Source organism: Shewanella sp. Isolate7 (genome assembly GCF_022398425.1).
Classification (GTDB): domain Bacteria; phylum Pseudomonadota; class Gammaproteobacteria; order Enterobacterales; family Shewanellaceae; genus Shewanella.
In genome coordinates this window covers 1-21,959 of the sequence record NZ_JAKEVJ010000039.1, presented here as the reverse complement: position 1 = coordinate 21,959, position 21,959 = coordinate 1, and the positions used below count along the sequence as shown (strand labels likewise).

Below are 21,959 nucleotides of genomic sequence, written 5' to 3'. Positions count from 1 at the left end.
CCGATAAAACGCCTATACGTTAGAGTGTAATGAGATTTGTGGCAAGAGTTGTTTACACCGGATTCGAAAAGCAACCAAAAAAACAGCGCCATAGCTAGGCTATGACGCTGTTTTTAAATCAATTTTAACTTAGTCCAATAACTGGTCTGTCTTGGCCGCCATGATGAAATCGTTGCGGTGCAGGCCCTTGATGGAGTGAGACCACCAGGTCACGGTGACCTTGCCCCATTCGGTTAGAATGCCGGGATGATGAAACTCTTCCTCGGCTAAGTCAGCCAACTTATTGGTAAATTCCATTGCCAGCTTAAAGTTTTTAAACTTGTAGACACGCTCAAGCTGCATGATACCGTCACGCACCTCGACGCCCCAATCTGGGATCATGCGGATCAGCTCGGCCAACTCGGCGTCTGTCACCTTAGGCGCGTCGGCCTGGCAGGCTTCGCATTTCATTTGGGCTAATTCAGTCATACTTCTTCCTTCTGATTTTCTTATCTGGCTCTATTAACTGGCTTTCGATTTTGGCTCAAACATGGGGGCATGTAGGCCTAGCTGACGCGCCTTAGACACGGCGCCCATGATATCCATTTTGACGATTTCGTCTAAATAATCAATTGAATCAATAGCGTAATAAATTGGCTGCATGATATCGATTCGATAAGGGGTTCTTAAGATATCCAACAGATCGAAAGGCTTCACCACTGGGGTATCGCTCATGGCGTATAGCGTCTCACCGGGCGAGCTTAATATGCCGCCGCCGTAGATCTTCAGCTCATCGTCGGCCTGACGGATCAAACCAAACTCCACGGTAAACCAGTAGAGTCTGGCGAGAAAGACACGCTCCTCTTTCGAGGCGGCCAGACCCAACTTACCGTATTCGTGAGAGAAACGGGCAAAAGAGGGGTTGGTCAACAATGGGCAATGACCAAATATCTCATGAAAGATATCCGGCTCCTGCAGATAGTCGAACTCCTCTTTGCTGCGAATAAAGGTCGCGACCGGAAACTCCTGGTTCGCCAACAGCTGGAAAAATTTCTCGAACGAGATCAAGGCCGGCACGGCAGCGGTCTTCCAACCGGTAGCCTGTTGTAGCACTGCATCGATCTCGCCTAGCTGCGGGATCCTGTCTGAAGCCAAGGCAAGATCCTCGAGCCCTTTCAGGTAGGCATCACACGCATAGCGGGGCAAATTACCCTTCTGTCTGTCATACAGTGCTTGCCAGATCTCATGTTCGTTGTCAGGGTATTCGATGAACCCATGACTATCAGGCAATCTCGCCTGATAAGCGGTTTGTTTACTCATGATAAATACTACACAATTGACTGCTCCTGCCTCCATATTTGACTAAACGCCATGTTTTGTTAACAGGATCACACTTTATAGTTTTGACCACACAGGGGCCATTGTGTAATGTAAAATTTACAACTATGGATAACCAATCTACAGAAACAAATAAAATCAACGAGATAAAAAACAAATAAACGTAACAACTGTGAAACAAATGCTAGGTTTTAGACCATTCTCATTGGCTTAGCGAGCCCTGACGAGATTTATGTAAGGGTATTTTTCACTTGTTGTGGCTCGCCACACAGTCAAGGGGCCTCAGATCACCAGACAAACAGAGGTGAATAAAGCTTCACACTTTACATAGGCCTAAATCCCCTGACTTTTCAGAGCGCTTTTATTAGAATAGAAAGGCATTTGCGCAGCCAACTAGGATTAAGATGAAACAGCAAAAAGTTAGTAAGGCGGTCATTCCCGTCGCGGGTCTTGGCACACGCATGCTTCCGGCAACTAAGGCTATCCCCAAGGAGATGTTGCCCATAGTGGATAGACCCTTAATCCAATACGTAGTCAACGAGGCTATCGCCGCCGGGATCAACGAAATCGTCTTAGTCACCCATGCCAGTAAGAATTCCATCGAAAACCATTTCGACTCAAGCTTTGAGCTCGAGGCGCAGCTTGAGCGCAGGGTAAAGCGCCAGTTACTGGCCGAGGTACAGGCCATCTGTCCCAATGACGTAACCGTTATCAGCGTACGCCAGTCCCAAGCCAAGGGATTGGGGCACGCCATCCTATGTGCCCAGAAAGTCGTCGGTGATGAGCCCTTTGCCGTATTGCTGCCCGATGTCATCATTGACGAGGCCAGTTGCGATCTGACTCGAGACAACCTCGCCGAAATGGTCAAGCTGTTTGATGAAACCCAAGAGGGTCAGATCATGGTCGAAGGGGTACCCGAAAACTGTGTCGATCAGTATGGTATCGCTGATGTGAATGGCCATCAGCTCGAAGTAGGTCAATCTAAACCAATCAATGAATTAGTGGAAAAACCTAAGGTCGGCCAGGCGCCATCCAATCTGGCAGTAGTAGGCCGCTATGTGTTGCCCAAACAGATCTGGCCCCTGCTCAGTAAGACGCCAGCCGGCGCCGGGGATGAGATCCAACTGACCGATGCCATCGCCATGCTGATGGAGAAACAAACGGTCAACGCTTACTATATGCACGGCAAGAGCCATGACTGTGGTAACAAACTCGGCTATATGCGCGCCAACGTAGAGTACGCGCTGCGCCATCACGAAGTGGGCAGGGATTTTGTCCACTATCTCAAAGCCTTAGTATCAGATTTATAACAGGATAAAGATTAATGACGATTTTAGTCACAGGTGGCGCCGGCTACATAGGTAGTCACACTGTCGTTGAGCTACTCAATGATGATCAACAGGTAGTTATCATTGACAACCTGAGCAACTCCAGCGTCGAAGCGCTAAAACGGGTCGAGCAGATCACTGGTAAAGGGTTCATCTTCTATCAGGGAGATGTACTCAACAAGGCCTTCCTGCAGAAGGTCTTTACCGACCATAATATCGATTCAGTGATCCATTTTGCCGGGCTTAAAGCGGTCGGTGAGTCAGTTGCTCAGCCACTGAGATACTATGAAAACAATGTCACCGGCACCCTAGTGCTATGCGAGGTGATGGCCGAATTTAACGTGAAAAACCTGGTCTTTAGCTCATCGGCCACCGTCTATGGCGACCCCGCCTCACTGCCCATCACCGAAGACTTCCCTACAGGAGCGACCAATCCTTACGGCCAGTCAAAACTCATGGTCGAGCATATCCTTAAAGATCTACACCATTCAGATCCTAGCTGGAACATCGCCAGATTGCGCTACTTCAACCCTGTTGGCGCCCACGAGAGTGGCCTTATCGGCGAAGATCCCAACGATATTCCCAACAACCTGATGCCCTTTATCGCCCAGGTTGCTGTTGGGCAACGTGAGAAGCTCAGCGTGTTTGGCGATGACTATGACACCCACGATGGCACAGGTGTGCGCGACTATATTCATGTGGTGGATCTGGCCAAGGGTCACCTCAAAGCGCTCGAAAAGCTGAATACTCAACCAGGGCTAGTCACCTATAACCTGGGCACAGGTCAAGGCTATAGCGTACTGGACATGGTTAAGGCGTTCGAGAAAGCTTGCGGCCACAGCATCGCCTATCAGATCGCGCCCCGTCGCCCTGGCGATATCGCCGCTTGTTACGCCGATCCACACAAGGCGCAGAGTGAACTCAACTGGCAGGCGACACACAGCATCGAAGATATGGCTAACAGTAGCTGGCATTGGCAGTCGTCCAATCCCAACGGCTACAAGGCCTAAATCAGACTTAGGGAGCCTTGGCTCCCTTAAAACCTCAGAGTAAAGCTATGAGCAATCGCATCAACCAAAGCCGCCGTAACCTCTTTAGTCGCCGCAAGAACCAGGTGATCCGTCCGCCTTGGAGCCGCACCGATGTAGAGTTTACCGACATCTGCACTCGCTGCGACAAATGTATCGAGGCGTGCGAGACCCAGATCCTCTTTCGCGGTGATGGTGGTTTTCCTGAAGTGAATTTCAGTCGAGACGAATGCACCTTCTGCGGCGACTGCGCCAAGATCTGTCCCGAGCCGCTGTTCACCGATCTTGAGCAAAGCCCATGGCAGATAAAGGCATCGGTCAACGACACCTGTCTGGCCAACAGCGGCATCTATTGTCAGACCTGTAAAGATGCCTGCGATCCCAGAGCGATCACCTTTACCCCAGGCATAGGTCGAGCCCCCAAGCCAGAGATAGACACTGAGCTGTGTACCGGCTGCGGCGCCTGTGTTGCGCCCTGCCCTAACCAGTCAATCAAGCTGGCTTGAGCCTAGGGCAAGGTTGCCAAAAATCTGACAGCGAGCGCCAAATATTAGTGGTTTTGCTGCACAAAATTTAAGGGTACTATTGGTCCAAACGGGCCAAAAAGTTAATCATTATGTTTGGAAAGAAAAATAACAACGCAGGTCTCACTTTTATTGCACAAGGGACTAAATTATCCGGGGAAACGCATTTTGCGGGCGAAGCCCTTATTGGCGGCGAAGTGCACGGTAAGATCAGTGCTACCGGTAAATTGACCATTGAAGCCGATGGTTATATCGAAGGCGAGCTGCAGTGCAAAGAGCTTAAAGTCTCTGGCGTGTTTAAGGGTAAGATGAAGTGTGAAAAGCTTAACATTACCAGCACGGGCAGTGTCGAAGGCGAGATTGCTTGTAATTCGATGGAGATCTTCGAAGGCGGCCAATTTATTGGTATGCGAGTGCGAGAAGAAGTCGCCCTGCTCTCCAGTGAACCTGACAACACAGACTTTCAGAGCAAAACAGAACATCAAGGCGAGTCTCAGCTAGATAACTATATTAAAGAACTGACAACCTCTTCATAGACTCCCAGCTTTTGATAAAAGCCCAGCATGACTTGAATAACAAGGCCACACTATTGTGTGGCCTTGTTTTTATATTCCCGAACCAAGGCGATAAACTCCCTCGGCTCCCGGTCTAAACAATCCACCGGCAGATAGACATGGTAACCCAGTTGCGTGTTGAGCTGCTCGCAGCGCCGTGCAAACATTGCCTGTACCCCCTTAAGCTGCTCTCCTTCCAAGATAAATGGGGTGAACTCAGAGTTAAGATAACGCTCCAAATCCGCCAGTTCACCATCTAAGGTCAGCGAAGACATTAACAGCGGGCGCTGCTCACTCAATAGCCCGGTAGCCAGTCTTGCCGGAATATCATCGATCAACGGCCACAAAGACTTTAACCTTACCCCTATGTAGGGAAGATCATGGCTATCAAACGACTGAATACTTCGCGGAATATCGACTCGCTGTATGTTCTGCCACTCCATATAGAGGCTGCCCCTGTGATGGTGATACACCAAGCCTCTAGGCCGCAGCTCTATACTCACGTCTGGTTGCAACCACTTTGCAGCTCCCAGCACAGTAAAGATCATACCGAAAATAAAAAAGACCATCCCCGGCCCCATAAGCGCCTTGGAGACGATAAACATCACCAAAGCACAGGCCAAGGCGATGATGCCAACTAAAGTGAATGTGCGCGCATTGCGCTTGGTCATTGCGCGAATGACAACAGCTTCTTGTTCCATAATCTCCAAACGTTAATCTGCTAGGGCAAATTTAATCTTCAGCCAAACCTGTCCCACATACTCATGAATGGCCCGCTGAGAAGCCAACAGATTACGGGCATCTAACTGCCACCAATAGCCGCCACGGGCAATAAAATCGGCAGGTGCCGCTTGAGGATGCATGCCTGCTTGGTGAAATATCATCATAGCTCTGGGCAAATGGGTAGCCGAGGTCACCAGCCTGAAGGGCCTATCACCAATTTCCCACTCGAGAAATTGTGCTTCTTCCAGGGTATCCTTTGCCAGCGGAAACTGAATGATCTGCTCAGGTTTTACCCCAAGCTCTATGGCGGCATTGGCCATTACCTCAGCCTGTGGAATGGCGTCGCTGCCTCCCCAACCGCTGACCACTAACTGACATTGCTGACCAAGACCGAGTTGCCTCACGCCTTCTGTTAGGCGAGCCAGCGCCGTAGCCGACAGCTGCAGCGTTGCCCGCTCAGAGATGCTTGAGTCATGGCCAGAACCGAGCACCATCACCACGCAGCCCTGTGCCATGGGCGTATTATTCACCGGATATTGCTGCTCAAGGGAATTGGCCAGCTGATAACTGCCCCACTGACTGCTGAGCAGCAAGAGGATAGTAAAGGATGAAGCGATCAGTGTCTTGACCAGTTTACGTCGCCTGAGTATTAGGATGGCGATAAACAGAAGAAATACCGATAACGGGATCGGCATTAACAGTTGTGAAATTAGTTTTTTTACCCAGAACATGGCTATCCTTTGCCCCCTATGAAAAGTGGGGGCAAGTGTAACCTAGCGCCGGACGTAAGTCATTACCACAGCCAAGCGGCGCCGCGCACGCCAGATGAGCCGCCATACATATTTTGCACCACAGGGGTACGACACTCGCCGCCAAGCACATACTTAGACAGTACGGCAGGTAGTCTCGGGTAGATGGCTTCAATGTGAGACACACCGCCACCGAGTACAATAATGTCCGGGTCGAGCATATTGATCATATGCGCCAGTGAACGCGCCAGACGATCGATAAAGCGCTCAAATGCTGCAGTTGCCAGCTCCTCACCCTGTTCCATTCTGCGGGCGATCTCGATACCACTTGGGGCATCGCCGCCAGCGGCCTTATAGTCGCGCACAAAGCCGGTACCAGAGATAAAGGTTTCAATACAATCTTTGTTACCGCAGAAACATTCGGTCGAATTAAATTCATCAGGGGTCATCCAAGGCAGCGGATTGTGTCCCCACTCGCCGCCGATGCCGTTGCCGCCACCATGCACCTTGCCGTTAATGGCAATACCACCACCACAGCCTGTGCCTATAATCACCCCAAACACCAATCCTTTACCTGCCGCGGCGCCGTCCACAGCTTCGGAAACGGCGAAACAGTTGGCGTCATTGGCCACGCGAACCTCGCGCTCTAAGCGTGCACCTAAGTCTAAATCGAGGGGATGGCCGTTGATCCAGGTAGAGTTAGCATTCTTTACCAGACCAGAGAAAGGCGAGATCACCCCGGGAATACCGACGCCCACTGTGCCCTTTTGACCCAATGTGGATTCAGCTTCGTTGACGAGTGCCTCGATAGCATCCAGGGTGGCATTGTATTCTCGTGGTGTGGGGACCCGCTTTCTAAACAGCTCCTTGCCCGCTTCGCTCAGGGCCACCAGCTCTATCTTGGTTCCGCCCAAATCAACACCCATTCTCATCATTCTCTGCTCCAATCTTATTCTCTTTATCTTACTTTTCGAGCCAATGCTTCGCCGTGGCAATAAAGTAGGGATTTAAAATGTCTTCTTTCTGGTTGTAATCCAGCGGCTGACCCGTGTCGGCATTGATCACACTACCGCCAACACTCTCTAATACAGCCTGAGCCGCCGCAGTATCCCACTCGCTGGTGAGGCCCAATCTGGGATAGATATCAGCCTTACCTTCCGCCAGCAGACAGAACTTAAGCGAGCTGCCGATACTGGTCATAGTGTGCTCGCCCAGCTCATCGAGATAGGCTGCTAAGCTAGGACTCACATGGGAGCGGCTTCCTACTACTCTTGGCACGCTCGGCGCTTTGACTTGCTCTTGTGTCAACTCAACCAGCTGATCGCCGTGGGCTAACCAGGCTCCCAGATGCAGGGCGCCGTAATAGCACTTATCCAATACAGGTGCATAAACCACACCGGCCACGGCGCGACCATTTTCGATATAGGCGATATTGACGGTAAACTCGCCATTTCGCTTAATAAACTCTTTAGTGCCATCAAGCGGGTCTATTAGCCAATATTGCTGCCATTGACGACGGGTCTCCCAAGGGATATCGGCCGCCTCCTCTGACATCACGGGGATCTCAGGGGTTAAACGCGCCAACGCATTAACAATCACCTTGTGACTGGCCAGGTCGGCGGCCGTCACAGGACTATCATCAGCCTTGGCCGTGACTTCGACCTCATCGGTGCCGTAAACGGCCATAATTGCCTCGCCCGCTTGTTTGGCAATCTCGACCAACTCGGCTAACCATTCTTGCTTAAATGTATGACTCACAATATGAATTCTCTTCTTTGCTCGATGCCTTTTAGTATGCCATCTCTGATCCCAAGAATTTAATAACAATTTGATCATACTTTGTTTAAAAGATACTAAGCTAGCCACTACCCCAAGAAAAGCCTTTAACACGACTTGCATTCGTATTCAGGCATGTGTCGCTGTGGGCTAAAGCAGGCTTGTACACGACTTGATTCCTAATCTGCTACGTAATACTGACAACGACTCACCAACTCAAGTCTCACAAATACAATACCGATAAGCCACGGCTTTGAAACAGCTAAGTGACAAATATGATCTCGTCGCACAAAAATGCACAATTACCTTGTATATTAATAAATTACTTATAAAATCTGACCATGATTAAATGACCGACATTTCGCCTTCATATGAACAAATATCTCCCGGCAGGCCTACTGCTTATGTGCAGTTTCTCCAGCCAAGCAGCTTGGTGGATTGAGCCCACAGATCTACCGCTACGTGCTGACATTCAACTGCTTGCCGATACCGGGATCATCAAGCAACCTGTGACGACCTATCCCTTGATGTGGGCCGGTATCAAACAAGATCTCGATAGCGCTGAGCTCCCTAAGCTCACTTCGGCTCAGGCTGCTGCCTACGACAGGGTGACAAACGCTTATGCCAAAGATCATCAAGGCTTAGATACCAGCTTTACCCTGAGCGCAGCAACCGATACCGCGCGCTTTTTGGGGTTTGGCCATGACTACCGAGATAAGGCGCAAGCCACGGTAGATGTCGAGGTCACTAAAGAATGGTTTAGCGGCCGACTCTCTGCCAGCTACCAGGAAGATCCAATAGATGGTAAAAGCACTCGACTGGACAACAGCTTTGCTGCCGTGATGTTGGGCAACTGGATTATCAGCGCTGGCGCGCAGCAGAAATACTGGGGACCGGGCTGGGATTCAGGTTTAATCCAAACGACCAATGCTCGCCCTATGCCAGGTATCACTTTTAGTCGCCATAATAGCGCTGCCTTCGAGACGCCTTGGCTTAACTGGATAGGCCCTTGGACCTTTACCACCAGTTTCAGCGAGATGGAGAGTGACCGCTATGTGCCTGAAACCAAACATTGGGGCGCTCGAGGCACACTCAGACCTATCTCTCAACTCGAGGTAGGCTTCTCCTGGACCATGCAGTGGGGCGGCGAAGGATATGGCAATAGTCTGGGTGACTGGTGGGACGGCTTGTTTAATGGCGGACAATCGGAAGGCGAAATTGAAAATGGCCAAGAGAACATGCTCGCTGGCTATGATTTTCGCTGGTCAGACACCGCCTTTGGCATCCCCTATGGTATCTACTATGAACGCATTCATGAAGACTACCACCACGGCAAAAACAAGTTGATCAACGCCGCCAACATGGGTGGAGTCGATTTTATGATTAGCGACATTAACACTCGCTTCTTTGTTGAGTATTCCGATACCAAGGTTGCCTGCGGCATTGACCCCAATGCATACAACTGCCTGTATGAACATGGTTTTTATAAAAGCGGCTACCGCTACCATGGTAAAAGCCTCGGCAGCACCTATGACAATGACTCTGAAACCTTAGTCATTGGTGGGATCACTCAGTTAGGACTCGGCCACAGTATCACCAACAAATTGCGCTGGCTGAGACTCAATACCGATGGTATCGATACCGGCAATGAAGATGGCGGCAACCCCGTCTCCCCTGGTGAATATGAGCGGGTATACCAGCTTGATACCAGCTACCATAGGCCTTGGCTAAAGGGCACGCTAAAACTTGGCGGTACAGTGAGTTATCGTGAGTTTGTACGAGCAGGCGATGACGATTGGGACGCGACCCTCTATGCCCTGTGGGAGAGAGGTTTTTAAGCCTTAGCATCAACAGGCATTAAGGCTTTCCCCGTGAGCCATCTCCTCCATACACTGGCGCCAACCTATTGATTAGGAGACGCGCCAGCTTGTTTGGGTTTTCTCGATTTGAATTGCCCAAATTCACTATGCTGCTGCTAATCGCAAATATGCAAAATTTAAGCAAGCGATAGAGTCCCTCTATATATAACAACTTTCTGATACTAATCGAGTAATTCCAGCCCCAACAATTTGTCATTGTTTTTAGCAATCCTAGACCAATTGCACTTGCTCAAATTGCTGCTATACCTTTATAGCCGTCATTCCGCACCTAATTTTTGATTTAAAAAACTTGACGGCGATCGGTCATTCTGATCTATTACTACTTTTTGCAGGTAGATCATTATGACTACTCCAGCTATCGCTATTCGTAACCTCGACCACCTTGGTTTGGTCGCTGCACTTTGCCAAGAACTCGGCATTGCTCGCATGATTGATGCGGTGCTACCCAAAACGCCGCCCTACAAAGTCTCACATGGTGAAGCGTTGGTGGCGATGATACTGAACGGTCTTGGCTTTCATAGTTCGACCTTGCACATGTTCCCGCAATTCTTTGCCAACAAGCCTGTAGAACGCCTGATTGGCCCGGGGATCTGTGCCGATGACCTCAATGATGATGTGCTCGGCCGCTGCCTTGATGCCCTCTTTGAGGCCGATGTCAGCACGCTTTATCAGGTGATGGCGGAGCAGGTCGTCGAACGATTGGGGCTCAAAAGTACTGCAGTACACCTCGATATCACCAGCTTCCACGTCGATAGCGCCTATGACCAAGCCGATGGCGAGCAACTCGGTAAGTTGCAATTGGTACGGGGCTATAGCCGCGACCATCGGCCAGAGCTAAACCAGGTTATCCTGGAGCTTATCTGTGAAAATCAGGCCGGCCTGCCCATCTACATGCAAGCCTTGAGTGGTAATAGTAATGATACCAAGGCCTTTGCCCAGACGGTACGGCGCCACTTGAGCAGTCTCAAGGCCGCGCAGGAGAGTCGTTATCTGGTCGGCGATGCGGCGCTGTATTGCGCCGACACCTTGCAACTACTGGCACAACAGCAACAGTTGTTCGTGACTCGTGTGCCTGTCACCCTCAATGAAGCCAAGCGAGCCGTGGCAACCATTGGCACCCAGTCGCTGGTTGCGCTGGGCAATGGCTATCATGGCTGTTGGCAAAGCGCCAATTATGCCGACGTCGCGCAGCGTTGGTTGCTGGTGCGCAGCGAACAGGCCAGCCACCGTGAGCAGCAAACATTAGCCAAAAACCTACTGAAAGACAGCACGCGTGAACTGAAAGCCTTCAACAAATTATGTGCCCAGCGTTTTGCCTGCGAGACCGATGCGCAGGCTGAATTAGCCCGTTTTGCTGTCAGCTTAAATCTGCTGCAACTAGAAGCAGAAGTCGTGAGTGAACCTATCTATGCAGGGCGCGGAAGGCCGCAAAAGGGTGAAATGCCGGTGAGCTACCAATTTCACATCAAGGGGTTAGCCGCAAGTAGCTTGGCGCGGGTGGCTGAGGCGCGCAACCAGACAGGGGTGTTCATCCTCGCGACCAATGATCACAGTGAAACGCTCACCATGGCTGAGCTGTTGGCTACCTATAAAGCCCAGCAGAATGTCGAGCGTGGTTTTAGGTTTCTGAAAAGTCCCGAATTTTTAACCTCCTCGTTATATCTTAAAAAACCGGAACGTATCGAAGCGTTGCTGATGGTGATGACCTGTAGCCTGATGATTTATGCGGCGCTGGAGCACCGGATCCGGCAGGGCTTAGTAGAGCAGAACCGGAGTGTGGCGGACATGAAAAAGAAACCCACGCAAAAACCGACTGCGCGGTGGATTTTTTTACGCTTTGGCGGGGTGCACGAGTACCAGTTGGGAGAGGCGCCACCTCAAGTCACAGGACTCACAGTGGACCAGCAGATCATTCTCGACGTGTTAGGCGAACGGTATCGGCAAATTTATTCCTAAATCAGGTGCGGAAAGTCGGTTATAGACGAAAAGGCAAACCTGTAGCAATACAGAGACGCAAAACCACGGGTCTCCTCCGAGTTCGAGATAGCCGGGTTACCGTTAACTACATTATAACGGAGCCCGTTTTTTATCGGCGTAATATGCACCGATAGCTTTCGGACAAGCAAGGAGCTAAAGAAATGAAAAAGAGTAATGTGTTACTAGCGTCAGTAATTGCGAGTTTCTCGCTTTCCGCACTCGCAGTGAATGATGTTATTTATCTTTCAGATACCTTGACATCCTCCCCCGTCTAGCTTCGCTTATTTCGGCGGGGGATTCCCATTACTGGGCGCACACTAAATTGCTTTAGTGACTAGTTCCTGCTGCTGGCGGCATTGTTGCACCACTCACTTCACAGGCTAACAAGCGGTGTCCCCGCTCTAATATATTTAATGCACCAACAATATCTGCGTTGTTGGTGTAACCACACTCAACACACTCAAAGTGCGCTTGAGTTTGGCGGTTATCTTTCGACACATGACCACAGCAAGGGCATGTTTGGCTTGTGTATTGCGCTGGGACAGCTATAACGATGCCGCCATTCCATTGCTGTTTATACTCAAGTTGTCGCCTAAACTCATACCAACCCTGATCTAGAATTGACTTATTGAGTCCTGACTTGGCCTTGACGTTCTTGCCGTGCTCCTCTGAATTACCTTTCGCTGACTTGGACATATTTGATACCCGTAAATCCTCTATCGCTATCATTGCGTGATTCTTGCTGATCTCGGAAGATGATTTGTGTAGGTAGTCCTTGCGGCAGTTGGCGATACGAGTGTGCAGCTTCTGAATTTTCGCCTTTTGTTTTTGCCAATTGGCAGAGAATTTGACCTTGCGAGCTAACTTGCGCTGCTCCGTAGCAAGACGCTTCTCATGTTTACGAAAAGCGTTAAGCGGCTTTAGGTGTGAACCGTCAGATAGCGCAACAAACTTTGATATGCCAACATCAACACCCACGGCAGATGTGGAAATATGCTTTGGCTCAGCTATTTCTTGCTCAACCTGAAAGGATATATACCAGTGCCCCGACTTAAAGCTCACTGTGCAGTTTTTAATTGTTCCTTGCACTTCTTGAGACTTACGGAACTTCACCCAACCTAGCTTACTAGGCAACTTCACACGATTACCTTCAAGCAGGCAATACTTGTTGAAGTTGACGAATCGGATCGAGTCTTGGTTCTTGCCTTTCTTCTTAAACCGAGGTTTTTCAGCCGCCAGAGATTTATCAAAGCAACGCATCCACGCACCATGTAAGTCTTTTAGCTTTTGCTGCAAGTTATCGGTATAGGCTTCCTTGAGCCACGCTAGATCTTCTTGCTTTTTCCACTGAGTCACTAGCTTATTAAGCTCAAAGGCGCTTGGGATCTTTTCGCCAGCATCCAGCTTGTCTAAGCAGTGACGCAAGCCTTGATTCCACACAAACCGAGCGTGACCGCAAAGCACAGCAAGCCTAGCTACCTGATCGGCAGTAGGCTCTAATCTGAATTTGTAGGCTTTGGGTATCAACATGACAAATCGGTGTGTTTGCGTATAATGTATATATACTATGAGCTTAAATGAGAAAGGTCAATATCAGTGCGCAATGTAAACAAAGGGCGTCACAGTTGCTATTCAATGCACTTGCATATCGTGTTTATCACCAAATATAGGCGCAAGGTCTTTGGTGAATTACACCTGCAAAGTTTAGAAGCTACATTCAAAGAGTTGTGTCTGGCGTTTGATGCAGAGTTGAAGGAGTTCAACGGTGAGTCAGACCACGTTCACCTGTTAATTTCGACATCACCGAAGACACCAAGTGTCGCAAAGTTAGTTAATTCACTCAAAGCAACTAGCTCACGTAGGATACGCAGAGAGTTTAATGATGTGGCTGGCGCATTTAGTAAAAACGTTCTTTGGAGTCGTAGCTATTTCGCAGGAACGTGCGGAGGTGCGCCATTAACGGTGATCAAGCAATACATCGAGCAACAGGATAGGCCGTATTAAGATGCTGCGCATCTTTGGCTATTCCCCTCCCTGCTGCTTCGCAGGGAGTACCCTAGCCATTTAGGATGGTGGTGATATCGCATTTGATCAATACGGCACACTGTATATGGTCAACCAGAATGGTCTTTTCGAGCTTACCCTTCCCATTCCTCCCTCAGAAACAGTAGGCGTAGAACTTATCGGTCCTGTTTCTGAGCGCTACACGGGGCTAGCATTTCGTGCTGGAGGCCTGGGCAACCTTTTAGGCTCAAACGGTATAGGTAACGCTATTAGAGAGTTAAGCGTCGTTGACGCTTCTGCCGTAGCTAACGGTAATTATCCAATGTACAAAGATGATCTGCCATTTGATCACCTTTATGGTGACATGACTACAGGCCCATTAGTCATGTGCAGTAAAACGATTGGATATTGGAAGAACCACGCATGGAATGGCGCTACTGTTGCCATTAACGGCTTGCTAATCGATGAAATCATTGGCCGTTTCGGTGAGAAAGAGGAAGGTGATAAACCCTATAATGGATCACTTTGGAGTGCTAAAGGTAAAACCTACAGCATGCTCTATGCCCAGTTGATAGCGGCTAAACTCAATACAAATAATTCTTATACTGTACAGTTACTTAATGACGCTGAAGCTTTCTTATTCGAGAAAGACTTTAATGATGTAGTAAGCAAAGCGGATAGATCAGAGTATTCGGCATTTGTTCAAGCCGTCACAGCATTCAATGAGGACAATCACTGCGATAGTGAATAAACATTATTAGCATGTTGGCACGGTCTTCTGGCAACAGAAGACCGTTTTTTAGCTTTGAGTAGAGGTGAAGGCAGCATTATGAATATCCGCTACTGCACTATAAAACTTTTAGCTAGGAAAGGTTATATGGTTCATACTCTCATACGGAGTAGGAGTTGGACGCTTGGTTAATCGGTATTAGGACGCTATAGCTCTGTAGCAACCGTGCTCAGCAACCCCTGCTGGGCTAGATAATCCACTACCTGCTAGGCGCACTGCTGCACCGACAGCTCTAAGTATTAACATGCACCTCAGTTTCCCCTGCCCGTGCCTTGTTGTAGAGCCCTTTGGAGTACGATGATCATAGGTGAAAAGTACTCACAAAGGTATCTTTTTAGATACCTTTGTGAGCACTTAAATGCTGCAGCGCTACATCTTAAATTCGAACTCCTGTCTGGCTTCGAACAACGTTGACTTAACATCCTTGAATAAACTGATCAGCGTTGCTTCAAGATACTGAATGAACTTCGATGACTCCAAAGTTCTTTCTACGATGTCAGTCGGTAAAAATCGAACCATTTGTTCTTTGAAAGCTGCATCACCAATCATCGATGGGATACGTTCCAGAACCCTGTCTAACATCGCTTGGTAATTGTCAAGTCGGTAATCCTCAATCTTACGTCGCACCAAATCTTCATCGAACTTAGCGTTATGTTGAGTCAACCAAACTAAATCCCATATATCACGATAGCGCACGTAGTTTTGAGTGGCTGGTAACGAGATAATTTTGTATGCAAACACCTCATTTATACTCTCCGCTACAACGATAGTTTGAGCGTAACCCTCGGGCAAAAACTCGTAGTTAATATTTAGCGCAACCGGCTCAGGTTGATGAGCAGGAACATTCGCAATCTCTAGTTTAATCTTTTGCTTCGGCAATTCCTTTCGACCTGGTGCAGTCACCATTACGACTTGCCATTTATCTACACGCAACTCTGCATACTCTGGAAGCTCCTTCAATGTTGAAGGCTCTTTAACGGTAACCTCAAGTCCGTACCGCTTACCAATGTACTCTTCGATACAAGTCTTGATTTCTTTAAGCTTATCCGCAGAAAAATCTACGCCACCCGCAAAGTCTAAATCTTCACTGAATCGACTACCACCGCGACAAAGACGCAAAGATGTCCCGCCCTGGAATACCAAGTCATCTAATAGTCCTTTCTTCTCCAGGCAGTAAATGATGTCGTAATGCAACAGCTCTTTTTCGACTACTGGTTGCATCTGAGACAAATTGCCTTGCTCCATAATTCGGTGAACTAAAGCCGAAAAACTTTCATTCATTAAGCACTCTCCTATCCACCATATTTATATTTCGTCCTACCCTCTTCAAGTCCCTAAACGCAGCTTCAGGCGTCGCGATTCTCAACGGGTGATCAGTTTTGATCGTGTTATCGATGATATCCAGCGGATCTCGCTTAGTGTGAGTAAACTCAATAACACCGTAAGGCGTTTTGAAAATGCCCTTTCTTCCAGTAGTCATGATAGTGATACGGTCAATTGGAATTTGTGAAATAGCTCCGTATTGCGACAACGCTGATTCAAGAGAAACGTAGTTGTAATCGTACTTCCGAAGAGCACTCGCGATCATCTCAATCATTCGGCGCCCTTTGTTCTTGCTAAGCACATAAACGTAAACCCCTTTCACGGGTTGTTCCAAAATATTGCGTCTTACGAGGCGAGTGACGCTCTGTTTAAAGCCTGTGTCCGTATCTTCAAAAAACAGACGACGCAGATCTCGCTTAGTAAAAACGTGTATACCTTTCTTATCGAATTTGTCTAGTTTATTAATCGCGCCATCAATTTTCATCATCTGTCCCGATTATCGAAGTTACTTTATATTAATAGTACACTACCAATAATTAGTGGACAACAAGGTATTATTTTAAATACCTTTGCGACAACTTGACATACCCTAATGTATAGCATTAAGTAACTCAGACTTTGATAATATTGGAAGCAAAGCTGATATAAGAGTGTTTGGCGCTGGTTCAAGCAATACCGCATTCAATGAGGACAATCACTGCGATAGTGAATAAACATTATTAGCATGTTGGCACGGTCTTCTGGCAACAGAAGACCGTTTTTCGCTTTGAGTAGAGGTGAAGGCAGCATTATGAATATCCGCTACTACACTATAAAACTTTTAGCTAGGAAAAGGTTATAAGGTTCATACTCTTATACGGAGTAGGAGTTGGACTCTTGGTTAATCGGTATTAGGACGCTATAGCTCTGTAGCAACCGCGCTCAGTAGCCCCTGCTCAGCTAAATAATCCACTACCTGCTCGGCGCACTGCTGCACCGATTGCTCAGCAGTGTTGACATGCACCTCTGGCGACAGTGGCGCCTCGTAGGCTGAGTCTATGCCGGTAAAGTGCTTTATGTCCCCTGCTCGGGCCTTTTTGTAGAGTCCCTTAGGATCGCGCTGCTCACAGACATCAAGCGGCGTATCAATGAAGATCTCGATAAACTGCCCCGCGCCCAGCAGGTCACGTACCATCTTACGATCGGCGCTAAAAGGCGAGATAAAGGCGGTTGAGACCAACAAGCCAGCATCGACAAATAACTTAGCCACTTCACCGATACGGCGAATATTCTCAACCCTGTCCTCGTCAGAAAAACCCAAGTCGCCATTAAGGCCGTGACGCACATTGTCACCGTCGAGCACATAGGTCTTACAGCCTTTGTCATGCAGCAGACGATCAACCGCATTGGCGATAGTCGACTTGCCCGACCCACTCAAACCGGTAAACCAAAGCACGGCACCTTTATGACCATTGGCCTGCGCACGCTCATCATGAGACACGCTGGCCTGATGCCACTGGACATCGCTGGATTTCACATTTACTTCGACTGTCTTATAGGGGGACATCGGCTTTCCTTAAAAATCAATTTTTACTGCTAGGCAGTGAGTTAAGACTGAGCAAACCCATGACTAAAATGGGAAAAACACAGGCACGGCTAACAAAACAATCGCGCCATAGGCCAAACTCACAGGGACACCTACTTTCACAAAGTCCATCAGACGATAACGCCCGGCGTTATACACCATGAGATTGGTTTGATAACCGTAAGGGCTGATGAAGCTACCGCTCGCCGCAAAGGCCACCGTCATCACGAAGGGCAGAAAATCGACTCCAAAGCCTAAGGCGATACTGTAGGCGATGGGAAACATCAAAGCTGCCGCCGCGTTATTGGTCACAAGCTCGGTCATCAGCCAGGTGGCTAGATAGACCAGCAGTAACGCCAGCATCAAATGATCGCTATCTGCGCGACTCTCTACCCAGTTGGCAACTAACTCTGCCACGCCGCTATTAACCAGCGCGTGAGATAACAATATGGCCGAAGCCACCACCAGCCAGATATCCACCGGGAAGCGGCGCACCACCTCATTGACATTGAGACACTGACTGAAGATCAACACGCCCAGCAGTAATAACATGCCTTGTAGCATCTCGACCACACCAGTAGCGGCAAGGGTCAAGGTCAACACAAAGCCGCCTATGGAGATCCAAGCTTTCTTGCCATTAATGCGGGTCTCAGGCTCAACGCCACTGATCACAATAAAGTTCTTGCTGATGTTGTGGCGGGTAAGGAAGTCCTTACCGACCGCCAGCACTAAAAAGTCACCCGCTTTAATCTGCACCTCACCGAGCTTACCGGAGATCTCTTCGCCATCACGGCGAATGGCCACCGCAGCGGCGTCAAACAGTGCACGAAAGCCCGCCTTCTTCATGGTCTTGCCCACCAGCACACTTTCCTGTTTCACCACCACTTCGGTGAGGTTAGTGTCGAGCAGACCATTTTTCTCGGCAAACATCTCAAGGCCTGAGAACTGGCTGAGCTGCATCACCTTAGTGATATCGCCGCTGAAGATTAGTCTGTCGTCGAGTTGCAGTACCTCGGTGGGCGTGACCGGACTGATAAGGCGCCCATTGCGCACCACCTCAACTAAGAACAGCGACTCGAGATGTCTCAGACCATTATCTTCTACCGAGCGGCCGATGAGCTCTGAGCCCTCGACCACCTTGGCATCGATGAAATAGCCTTTAGAGCAGGTCTCCTGATGGGCGATATCCGGCAGCCAGCGTGACACCAAACGCAGTACCAGGCCGCAGCCCACAACCAGCAAGGCCCCTATCGCAGTAAAAGAGAAGAAAGAGAGCGACTGACCTGATGCATCAATCACCATACTGTTGACGATTAAGTTGGTCGAGGTACCGACCAGGGTCAGTGTGCCCCCCAGAATTGCCGCATAAGAAAGCGGTAGTAATAACTTACTTGCCACATGATGGGGGTTATTGCGGATCGGCGACAACAAGGTGGCCACCACAGCTGTATTGTTGAGCAAGGCAGAGCTCAGCGCCGTCATGCCAAACAGACGCAGCCAGGTGGTGCGATAACCGCTCACAATCACCTTAGAGGCGATAACCCGCAATAGACGGGTCTTCTCCAAAGCAAAAGAGCAGAGGATCAAGAGCACCAAGGTCACCAAACCCGGATTCGACATACTGGAGAGTAGCTGCTCTTTGGTCACCAGGTTAAACGCCACCAACACCAGCAGGGTCACGCCAAACACCAGCGCTGGCCGGTTTTGAAAACGCACCAAGCCCGCGATAGTCGCGACAAAGATGGCGATGGTGAGATAAGCGTTAAATGTCATAGTATCCTAATGTCATAGTGTCCTATCTTAATCCGACAACATGCTGCTGCGCTAATGCGAGCAGCATCAGTTTAGATTCGCTTATGCCTTGGAGATATCCTTAACACCCCAGTGCGGGAAATGCTTACGCACTAAGGCGTTCATCTCAAGCTCGAAGGCGGAGATCTCACGTTGCTTGCCCTTACCAGCATCGATCGCCTTGCGGATCATCCCAGCGCCCACAGTCACATTGGTGAGCCTGTCAATAATGATAAAGGCGCCCGTTGCACGGTTATCGTCGTAGGCATCAAACTGCACCGGCTCGGTGACCGAGAAGTGACAGTTACCCATCTCGTTCAGCGCCAGTTGCTGGGTGCTATGCTGGGTCAGGTGATTGATATCCACCTTGTAATTGATGGCATCGGCATAACCGTATACCGCCTTACTACCTAGCTTGAGCGCATACTCTCGGTCAACACAGAGGGGTTCTTCGGTCATCCACACCACATCGGCCTCAAAATGAGTGGTCGAATTGGGTTTATCGTGAGGACGCACCAACATGTCACCGCGGCTGATATCTATCTCGTCGGTGAGCGTAAGGGTTACCGCCTGCCCCGCCACCGCTTTTTCAAGCTCACCATCGAAGGTGACGATAGACTTGATGCGGCTCTCTTTGCCTGATGGCAAGGCGGCAATCGTATCACCGACACGGATCTCGCCCGACGCAACCGTACCGCAGAAGCCCCTGAAGTCGAGGTTTGGACGATTGACATATTGCACCTGGAAACGGAATGACTCGCTTCTGTCCTGCTCCACAGAAACTGTATTGAGCAGTTTAATCAGCGTTGAGCCCGGGTACCAGGTCATGTTCTCGCTTTCGTTCACCACGTTGTCGCCCTTAAGCGCCGAGATCGGCACGAAGCGCACATCGGTAAAGGCGAGATCTTTGGCAAACTCACGGTAAGCCTTCTTGATCCCCTGATAGATACCTTGGTCATAGCCCACGGCGTCCATCTTATTGATGGCGATGATCACATGCTTAATGCCAAGCTGTGAACAGATATAGCTGTGACGACGGGTCTGTACCTGCACCCCGTGACGGGCGTCGATCAGAATAATCGCCAGATCAGAGGTTGAGGCACCTGTAGCCATGTTGCGAGTGTACTGCTCATGGCCTGGGGTGTCGGCAATGATGAATTTACGCTGCTCAGTGGCAAAATAGCGGTAGGCCACATCGATAGTGATCCCCTGCTCTCGCTCTGACTGCAAACCATCAACCAGCAAGGCCAAATCGAAGGCCTCATCTGTGGTGTTAAAACGCTTGGAATCTTTCTCAATGGCCGCCATCTGATCTTCGAAGATCATCTTGCTATCGAACAACAAGCGTCCGATCAGGGTCGACTTACCATCGTCCACGCTGCCACAGGTCAAGATACGCAACATATCTTTGTTTTCGTGAAGCTTTAGGTAACCTTCAATGTCAGTCTGCAATAATGTGTTTTCAGTAGTCATGGTGTTTCTCGTATTCGTTATCTGCTGCGTACCAGGCCTATGGGCCGTCGATGCTTAAAACCTCAAAGCCTTGAGTTAGAAGTAACCTTCCATCTTCTTCTTTTCCATTGAGCCGGCGGAGTCGTTATCGATCACCCGTCCTTGACGCTCTGAGGTAGTACACAACAACATCTCCTGAATAATTTCCGGCAACGTGGTTGCCTGAGACTCGACGGCGCCCGTCAGCGGATAACAGCCCAAGGTTCTAAAACGCACCATCTTATGTTCTGCAGTTTCACCGGGTTCAAGCTCCATGCGATCATCATCAACCATGATTAACGTCCCATCGCGCTTCACCACAGGACGGGGCTCGGCAAGATACAGCGATGGGATCTCAATATTTTCCAAATAGATGTATTGCCAAATATCCAGCTCGGTCCAGTTAGACAGCGGGAATACACGGATACTCTCGCCCTTATCGACCTTACCGTTGTAAATATTCCAAAGCTCTGGGCGCTGGTTCTTAGGATCCCAGCGGTGCTTGCTGTCACGAAACGAGTAGACCCGCTCCTTGGCACGAGATTTCTCTTCATCGCGGCGCGCGCCACCAAAAGCGGCATCGAAGCCGTGCATATCAAGTGCCTGCTTAAGCGCTTGTGTCTTCATGATATCCGTGTGTTTGGCGCTACCATGAGTAAAGGGCGAGATATTCATCTCCAGGCCGCGAGGATTCTTATGCACGATAAGGTCGAAACCATGCTGCTTAGCCATGCGATCGCGAAACTCGATCATCTCCCTGAACTTCCAGTTGGTATCGACATGCAGTAAAGGAAACGGAATTTTGCCAGGATAAAATGCCTTGCGCGCCAGATGCAGCAACACCGAAGAGTCTTTGCCTACGGAATATAGCATCACGGGATTCTCAAACTCTGCGGCAACTTCACGCATGATCTGAATCGATTCTGCCTCGAGTTGTTTAAGGTGGGTTTGCTGTGTCGACATATGGCTTTCCGTTTTATTCCAATGTTATCAATTTGCTATTAACCGATACGCCAACCTACTCTACATTTCATTCAACATAAAATCTAAGCATGGTTAACCAAAATTCGGCATATAACAGGATAATACCAGCACGGCGCTCATTTAGAAGTTATAAATATTAATTTATTTATACCAAAA

The 21,959-nt window shown here is 49.2% G+C and carries 21 protein-coding genes and 1 riboswitch; of the genes, 8 read left to right on the top strand and 13 right to left on the bottom strand.

The genetic code is table 11. The features are described 5' to 3' along the window. Positions 1–129: 129 nt before the first annotated feature. Together L1D47_RS11435 and phhA are read right to left on the bottom strand one after the other, a co-directional pair. Positions 130–468 (bottom strand): 4a-hydroxytetrahydrobiopterin dehydratase, encoded by a 339-nt coding sequence (locus L1D47_RS11435; RefSeq protein ID WP_011865235.1) that lies wholly within the window; start codon positions 466–468, stop codon positions 130–132. 33 nt (positions 469–501) lie between these two features. Continuing rightward, entirely contained in the window at positions 502–1,299 is a 798-nt protein-coding gene (phhA, locus tag L1D47_RS11430) for a phenylalanine 4-monooxygenase (protein ID WP_239884975.1), read from the bottom strand. 422 nt (positions 1,300–1,721) lie between these two features. Between phhA and galU the strand changes: the two genes are divergently transcribed. The 4 genes from galU to L1D47_RS11410 all read left to right on the top strand — a co-directional run bounded on the left by galU (position 1,722) and on the right by L1D47_RS11410 (position 4,733). Further along, the gene (gene galU, locus L1D47_RS11425) at positions 1,722–2,627 is read left to right on the top strand and encodes a UTP--glucose-1-phosphate uridylyltransferase GalU (protein ID WP_239884973.1); all 906 of its coding nucleotides are present in this window, start codon (positions 1,722–1,724) and stop codon (positions 2,625–2,627) included. A 14-nt stretch (positions 2,628–2,641) separates the two neighbouring features. Next, positions 2,642–3,655, top strand: a complete 1,014-nt coding sequence (gene galE, locus L1D47_RS11420; protein WP_239884972.1) for a UDP-glucose 4-epimerase GalE — start codon at positions 2,642–2,644, stop codon at positions 3,653–3,655. 47 nt (positions 3,656–3,702) lie between these two features. Beyond that, complete coding sequence (napF, locus tag L1D47_RS11415) at positions 3,703–4,179, top strand: ferredoxin-type protein NapF (RefSeq protein WP_239884970.1); 477 nt, start codon at positions 3,703–3,705, stop codon at positions 4,177–4,179. Between the two features lie 110 nt (positions 4,180–4,289). After that, positions 4,290–4,733: a polymer-forming cytoskeletal protein gene (locus L1D47_RS11410; RefSeq protein ID WP_088904977.1), complete on the top strand. Its 444-nt coding sequence runs from the start codon at positions 4,290–4,292 to the stop codon at positions 4,731–4,733. Between the two features lie 50 nt (positions 4,734–4,783). Here L1D47_RS11410 and L1D47_RS11405 read toward each other — a convergent pair whose 3' ends face one another. From L1D47_RS11405 to cysQ, 4 genes are all read right to left on the bottom strand, one after another. After that, positions 4,784–5,452, bottom strand: a complete 669-nt coding sequence (locus L1D47_RS11405; RefSeq protein WP_239884968.1) for a DUF2982 domain-containing protein — start codon at positions 5,450–5,452, stop codon at positions 4,784–4,786. Positions 5,453–5,464: 12 nt separating this feature from the next. After that, complete coding sequence (locus L1D47_RS11400) at positions 5,465–6,205, bottom strand: ElyC/SanA/YdcF family protein (RefSeq protein ID WP_239884966.1); 741 nt, start codon at positions 6,203–6,205, stop codon at positions 5,465–5,467. A gap of 62 nt (positions 6,206–6,267) precedes the next feature. Next, positions 6,268–7,158 (bottom strand): fructokinase, encoded by an 891-nt coding sequence (gene mak / locus L1D47_RS11395; protein WP_033540072.1) that lies wholly within the window; start codon positions 7,156–7,158, stop codon positions 6,268–6,270. 28 nt (positions 7,159–7,186) lie between these two features. After that, positions 7,187–7,981 carry a 3'(2'),5'-bisphosphate nucleotidase CysQ gene (gene cysQ, locus L1D47_RS11390; RefSeq protein WP_239884964.1) on the bottom strand — a complete coding sequence of 265 codons (795 nt, stop codon included), beginning with the start codon at positions 7,979–7,981 and terminating at the stop codon, positions 7,187–7,189. 389 nt (positions 7,982–8,370) lie between these two features. Between cysQ and L1D47_RS11385 the strand changes: the two genes are divergently transcribed. Together L1D47_RS11385 and L1D47_RS11380 are read left to right on the top strand one after the other, a co-directional pair. Beyond that, the gene (locus tag L1D47_RS11385; protein ID WP_239884962.1) at positions 8,371–9,837 is read left to right on the top strand and encodes a capsule assembly Wzi family protein; all 1,467 of its coding nucleotides are present in this window, start codon (positions 8,371–8,373) and stop codon (positions 9,835–9,837) included. 384 nt (positions 9,838–10,221) lie between these two features. Next, on the top strand, positions 10,222–11,835 hold the full coding sequence (locus L1D47_RS11380; RefSeq protein WP_239884960.1) for an IS1634-like element ISShes12 family transposase: 1,614 nt from the start codon (positions 10,222–10,224) through the stop codon (positions 11,833–11,835). A 22-nt stretch (positions 11,836–11,857) separates the two neighbouring features. Beyond that, a riboswitch (cyclic di-GMP riboswitch) is annotated at positions 11,858–11,939 on the top strand. A gap of 244 nt (positions 11,940–12,183) precedes the next feature. On the opposite strand, the gene L1D47_RS11375 is transcribed toward L1D47_RS11380, so the two are convergent. Beyond that, complete coding sequence (locus L1D47_RS11375; protein ID WP_239884958.1) at positions 12,184–13,386, bottom strand: transposase; 1,203 nt, start codon at positions 13,384–13,386, stop codon at positions 12,184–12,186. A gap of 66 nt (positions 13,387–13,452) precedes the next feature. On the opposite strand from L1D47_RS11375, the gene tnpA reads away from it, so the two are divergent. Together tnpA and L1D47_RS11365 are read left to right on the top strand one after the other, a co-directional pair. After that, positions 13,453–13,860 (top strand): IS200/IS605 family transposase, encoded by a 408-nt coding sequence (gene tnpA, locus L1D47_RS11370; protein WP_345778765.1) that lies wholly within the window; start codon positions 13,453–13,455, stop codon positions 13,858–13,860. Between the two features lie 106 nt (positions 13,861–13,966). Then, positions 13,967–14,611, top strand: a complete 645-nt coding sequence (locus L1D47_RS11365) for a hypothetical protein (RefSeq protein ID WP_239884956.1) — start codon at positions 13,967–13,969, stop codon at positions 14,609–14,611. 408 nt (positions 14,612–15,019) lie between these two features. On the opposite strand, the gene L1D47_RS11360 is transcribed toward L1D47_RS11365, so the two are convergent. From L1D47_RS11360 to cysD, 6 genes are all read right to left on the bottom strand, one after another. Further along, positions 15,020–15,931 carry a nucleotidyl transferase AbiEii/AbiGii toxin family protein gene (locus L1D47_RS11360; protein ID WP_239884954.1) on the bottom strand — a complete coding sequence of 304 codons (912 nt, stop codon included), beginning with the start codon at positions 15,929–15,931 and terminating at the stop codon, positions 15,020–15,022. Next, positions 15,924–16,460 (bottom strand): hypothetical protein, encoded by a 537-nt coding sequence (locus L1D47_RS11355; protein ID WP_235363982.1) that lies wholly within the window; start codon positions 16,458–16,460, stop codon positions 15,924–15,926. The genes L1D47_RS11360 and L1D47_RS11355 overlap by 8 nt, the downstream gene beginning before the upstream one ends. Before the next feature lie 411 nt (positions 16,461–16,871). Beyond that, complete coding sequence (cysC, locus tag L1D47_RS11350) at positions 16,872–17,519, bottom strand: adenylyl-sulfate kinase (RefSeq protein ID WP_239884952.1); 648 nt, start codon at positions 17,517–17,519, stop codon at positions 16,872–16,874. A gap of 63 nt (positions 17,520–17,582) precedes the next feature. Next, positions 17,583–19,310 (bottom strand): SLC13 family permease, encoded by a 1,728-nt coding sequence (locus L1D47_RS11345; RefSeq protein WP_239884950.1) that lies wholly within the window; start codon positions 19,308–19,310, stop codon positions 17,583–17,585. 81 nt (positions 19,311–19,391) lie between these two features. Further along, entirely contained in the window at positions 19,392–20,801 is a 1,410-nt protein-coding gene (cysN, locus tag L1D47_RS11340; protein ID WP_239884948.1) for a sulfate adenylyltransferase subunit CysN, read from the bottom strand. Between the two features lie 75 nt (positions 20,802–20,876). Beyond that, positions 20,877–21,782, bottom strand: coding sequence for a sulfate adenylyltransferase subunit CysD (gene cysD, locus L1D47_RS11335; RefSeq protein WP_088904985.1), 906 nt, complete (start codon positions 21,780–21,782; stop codon positions 20,877–20,879). Positions 21,783–21,959 lie beyond the last annotated feature (177 nt).

Coding starts and splice junctions, on each gene's coding strand:
- L1D47_RS11410 (WP_088904977.1), top strand. CDS start 4,290: ATGTTTGGAAAGAAAAATAACAACGCAGGTCTCACTTTTATTGCACAA.
- L1D47_RS11365 (WP_239884956.1), top strand. CDS start 13,967: ATGGTCAACCAGAATGGTCTTTTCGAGCTTACCCTTCCCATTCCTCCC.
- mak (WP_033540072.1), bottom strand. CDS start 7,158: ATGATGAGAATGGGTGTTGATTTGGGCGGAACCAAGATAGAGCTGGTG.
- napF (WP_239884970.1), top strand. CDS start 3,703: ATGAGCAATCGCATCAACCAAAGCCGCCGTAACCTCTTTAGTCGCCGC.
- L1D47_RS11400 (WP_239884966.1), bottom strand. CDS start 6,205: ATGTTCTGGGTAAAAAAACTAATTTCACAACTGTTAATGCCGATCCCG.
- cysC (WP_239884952.1), bottom strand. CDS start 17,519: ATGTCCCCCTATAAGACAGTCGAAGTAAATGTGAAATCCAGCGATGTC.
- galE (WP_239884972.1), top strand. CDS start 2,642: ATGACGATTTTAGTCACAGGTGGCGCCGGCTACATAGGTAGTCACACT.
- cysD (WP_088904985.1), bottom strand. CDS start 21,782: ATGTCGACACAGCAAACCCACCTTAAACAACTCGAGGCAGAATCGATT.
- L1D47_RS11345 (WP_239884950.1), bottom strand. CDS start 19,310: ATGACATTTAACGCTTATCTCACCATCGCCATCTTTGTCGCGACTATC.
- cysN (WP_239884948.1), bottom strand. CDS start 20,801: ATGACTACTGAAAACACATTATTGCAGACTGACATTGAAGGTTACCTA.
- L1D47_RS11380 (WP_239884960.1), top strand. CDS start 10,222: ATGACTACTCCAGCTATCGCTATTCGTAACCTCGACCACCTTGGTTTG.
- L1D47_RS11360 (WP_239884954.1), bottom strand. CDS start 15,931: ATGAATGAAAGTTTTTCGGCTTTAGTTCACCGAATTATGGAGCAAGGC.
- L1D47_RS11405 (WP_239884968.1), bottom strand. CDS start 5,452: ATGGAACAAGAAGCTGTTGTCATTCGCGCAATGACCAAGCGCAATGCG.
- L1D47_RS11435 (WP_011865235.1), bottom strand. CDS start 468: ATGACTGAATTAGCCCAAATGAAATGCGAAGCCTGCCAGGCCGACGCG.
- L1D47_RS11385 (WP_239884962.1), top strand. CDS start 8,371: ATGAACAAATATCTCCCGGCAGGCCTACTGCTTATGTGCAGTTTCTCC.
- L1D47_RS11375 (WP_239884958.1), bottom strand. CDS start 13,386: ATGTTGATACCCAAAGCCTACAAATTCAGATTAGAGCCTACTGCCGAT.
- phhA (WP_239884975.1), bottom strand. CDS start 1,299: ATGAGTAAACAAACCGCTTATCAGGCGAGATTGCCTGATAGTCATGGG.
- L1D47_RS11355 (WP_235363982.1), bottom strand. CDS start 16,460: ATGATGAAAATTGATGGCGCGATTAATAAACTAGACAAATTCGATAAG.
- galU (WP_239884973.1), top strand. CDS start 1,722: ATGAAACAGCAAAAAGTTAGTAAGGCGGTCATTCCCGTCGCGGGTCTT.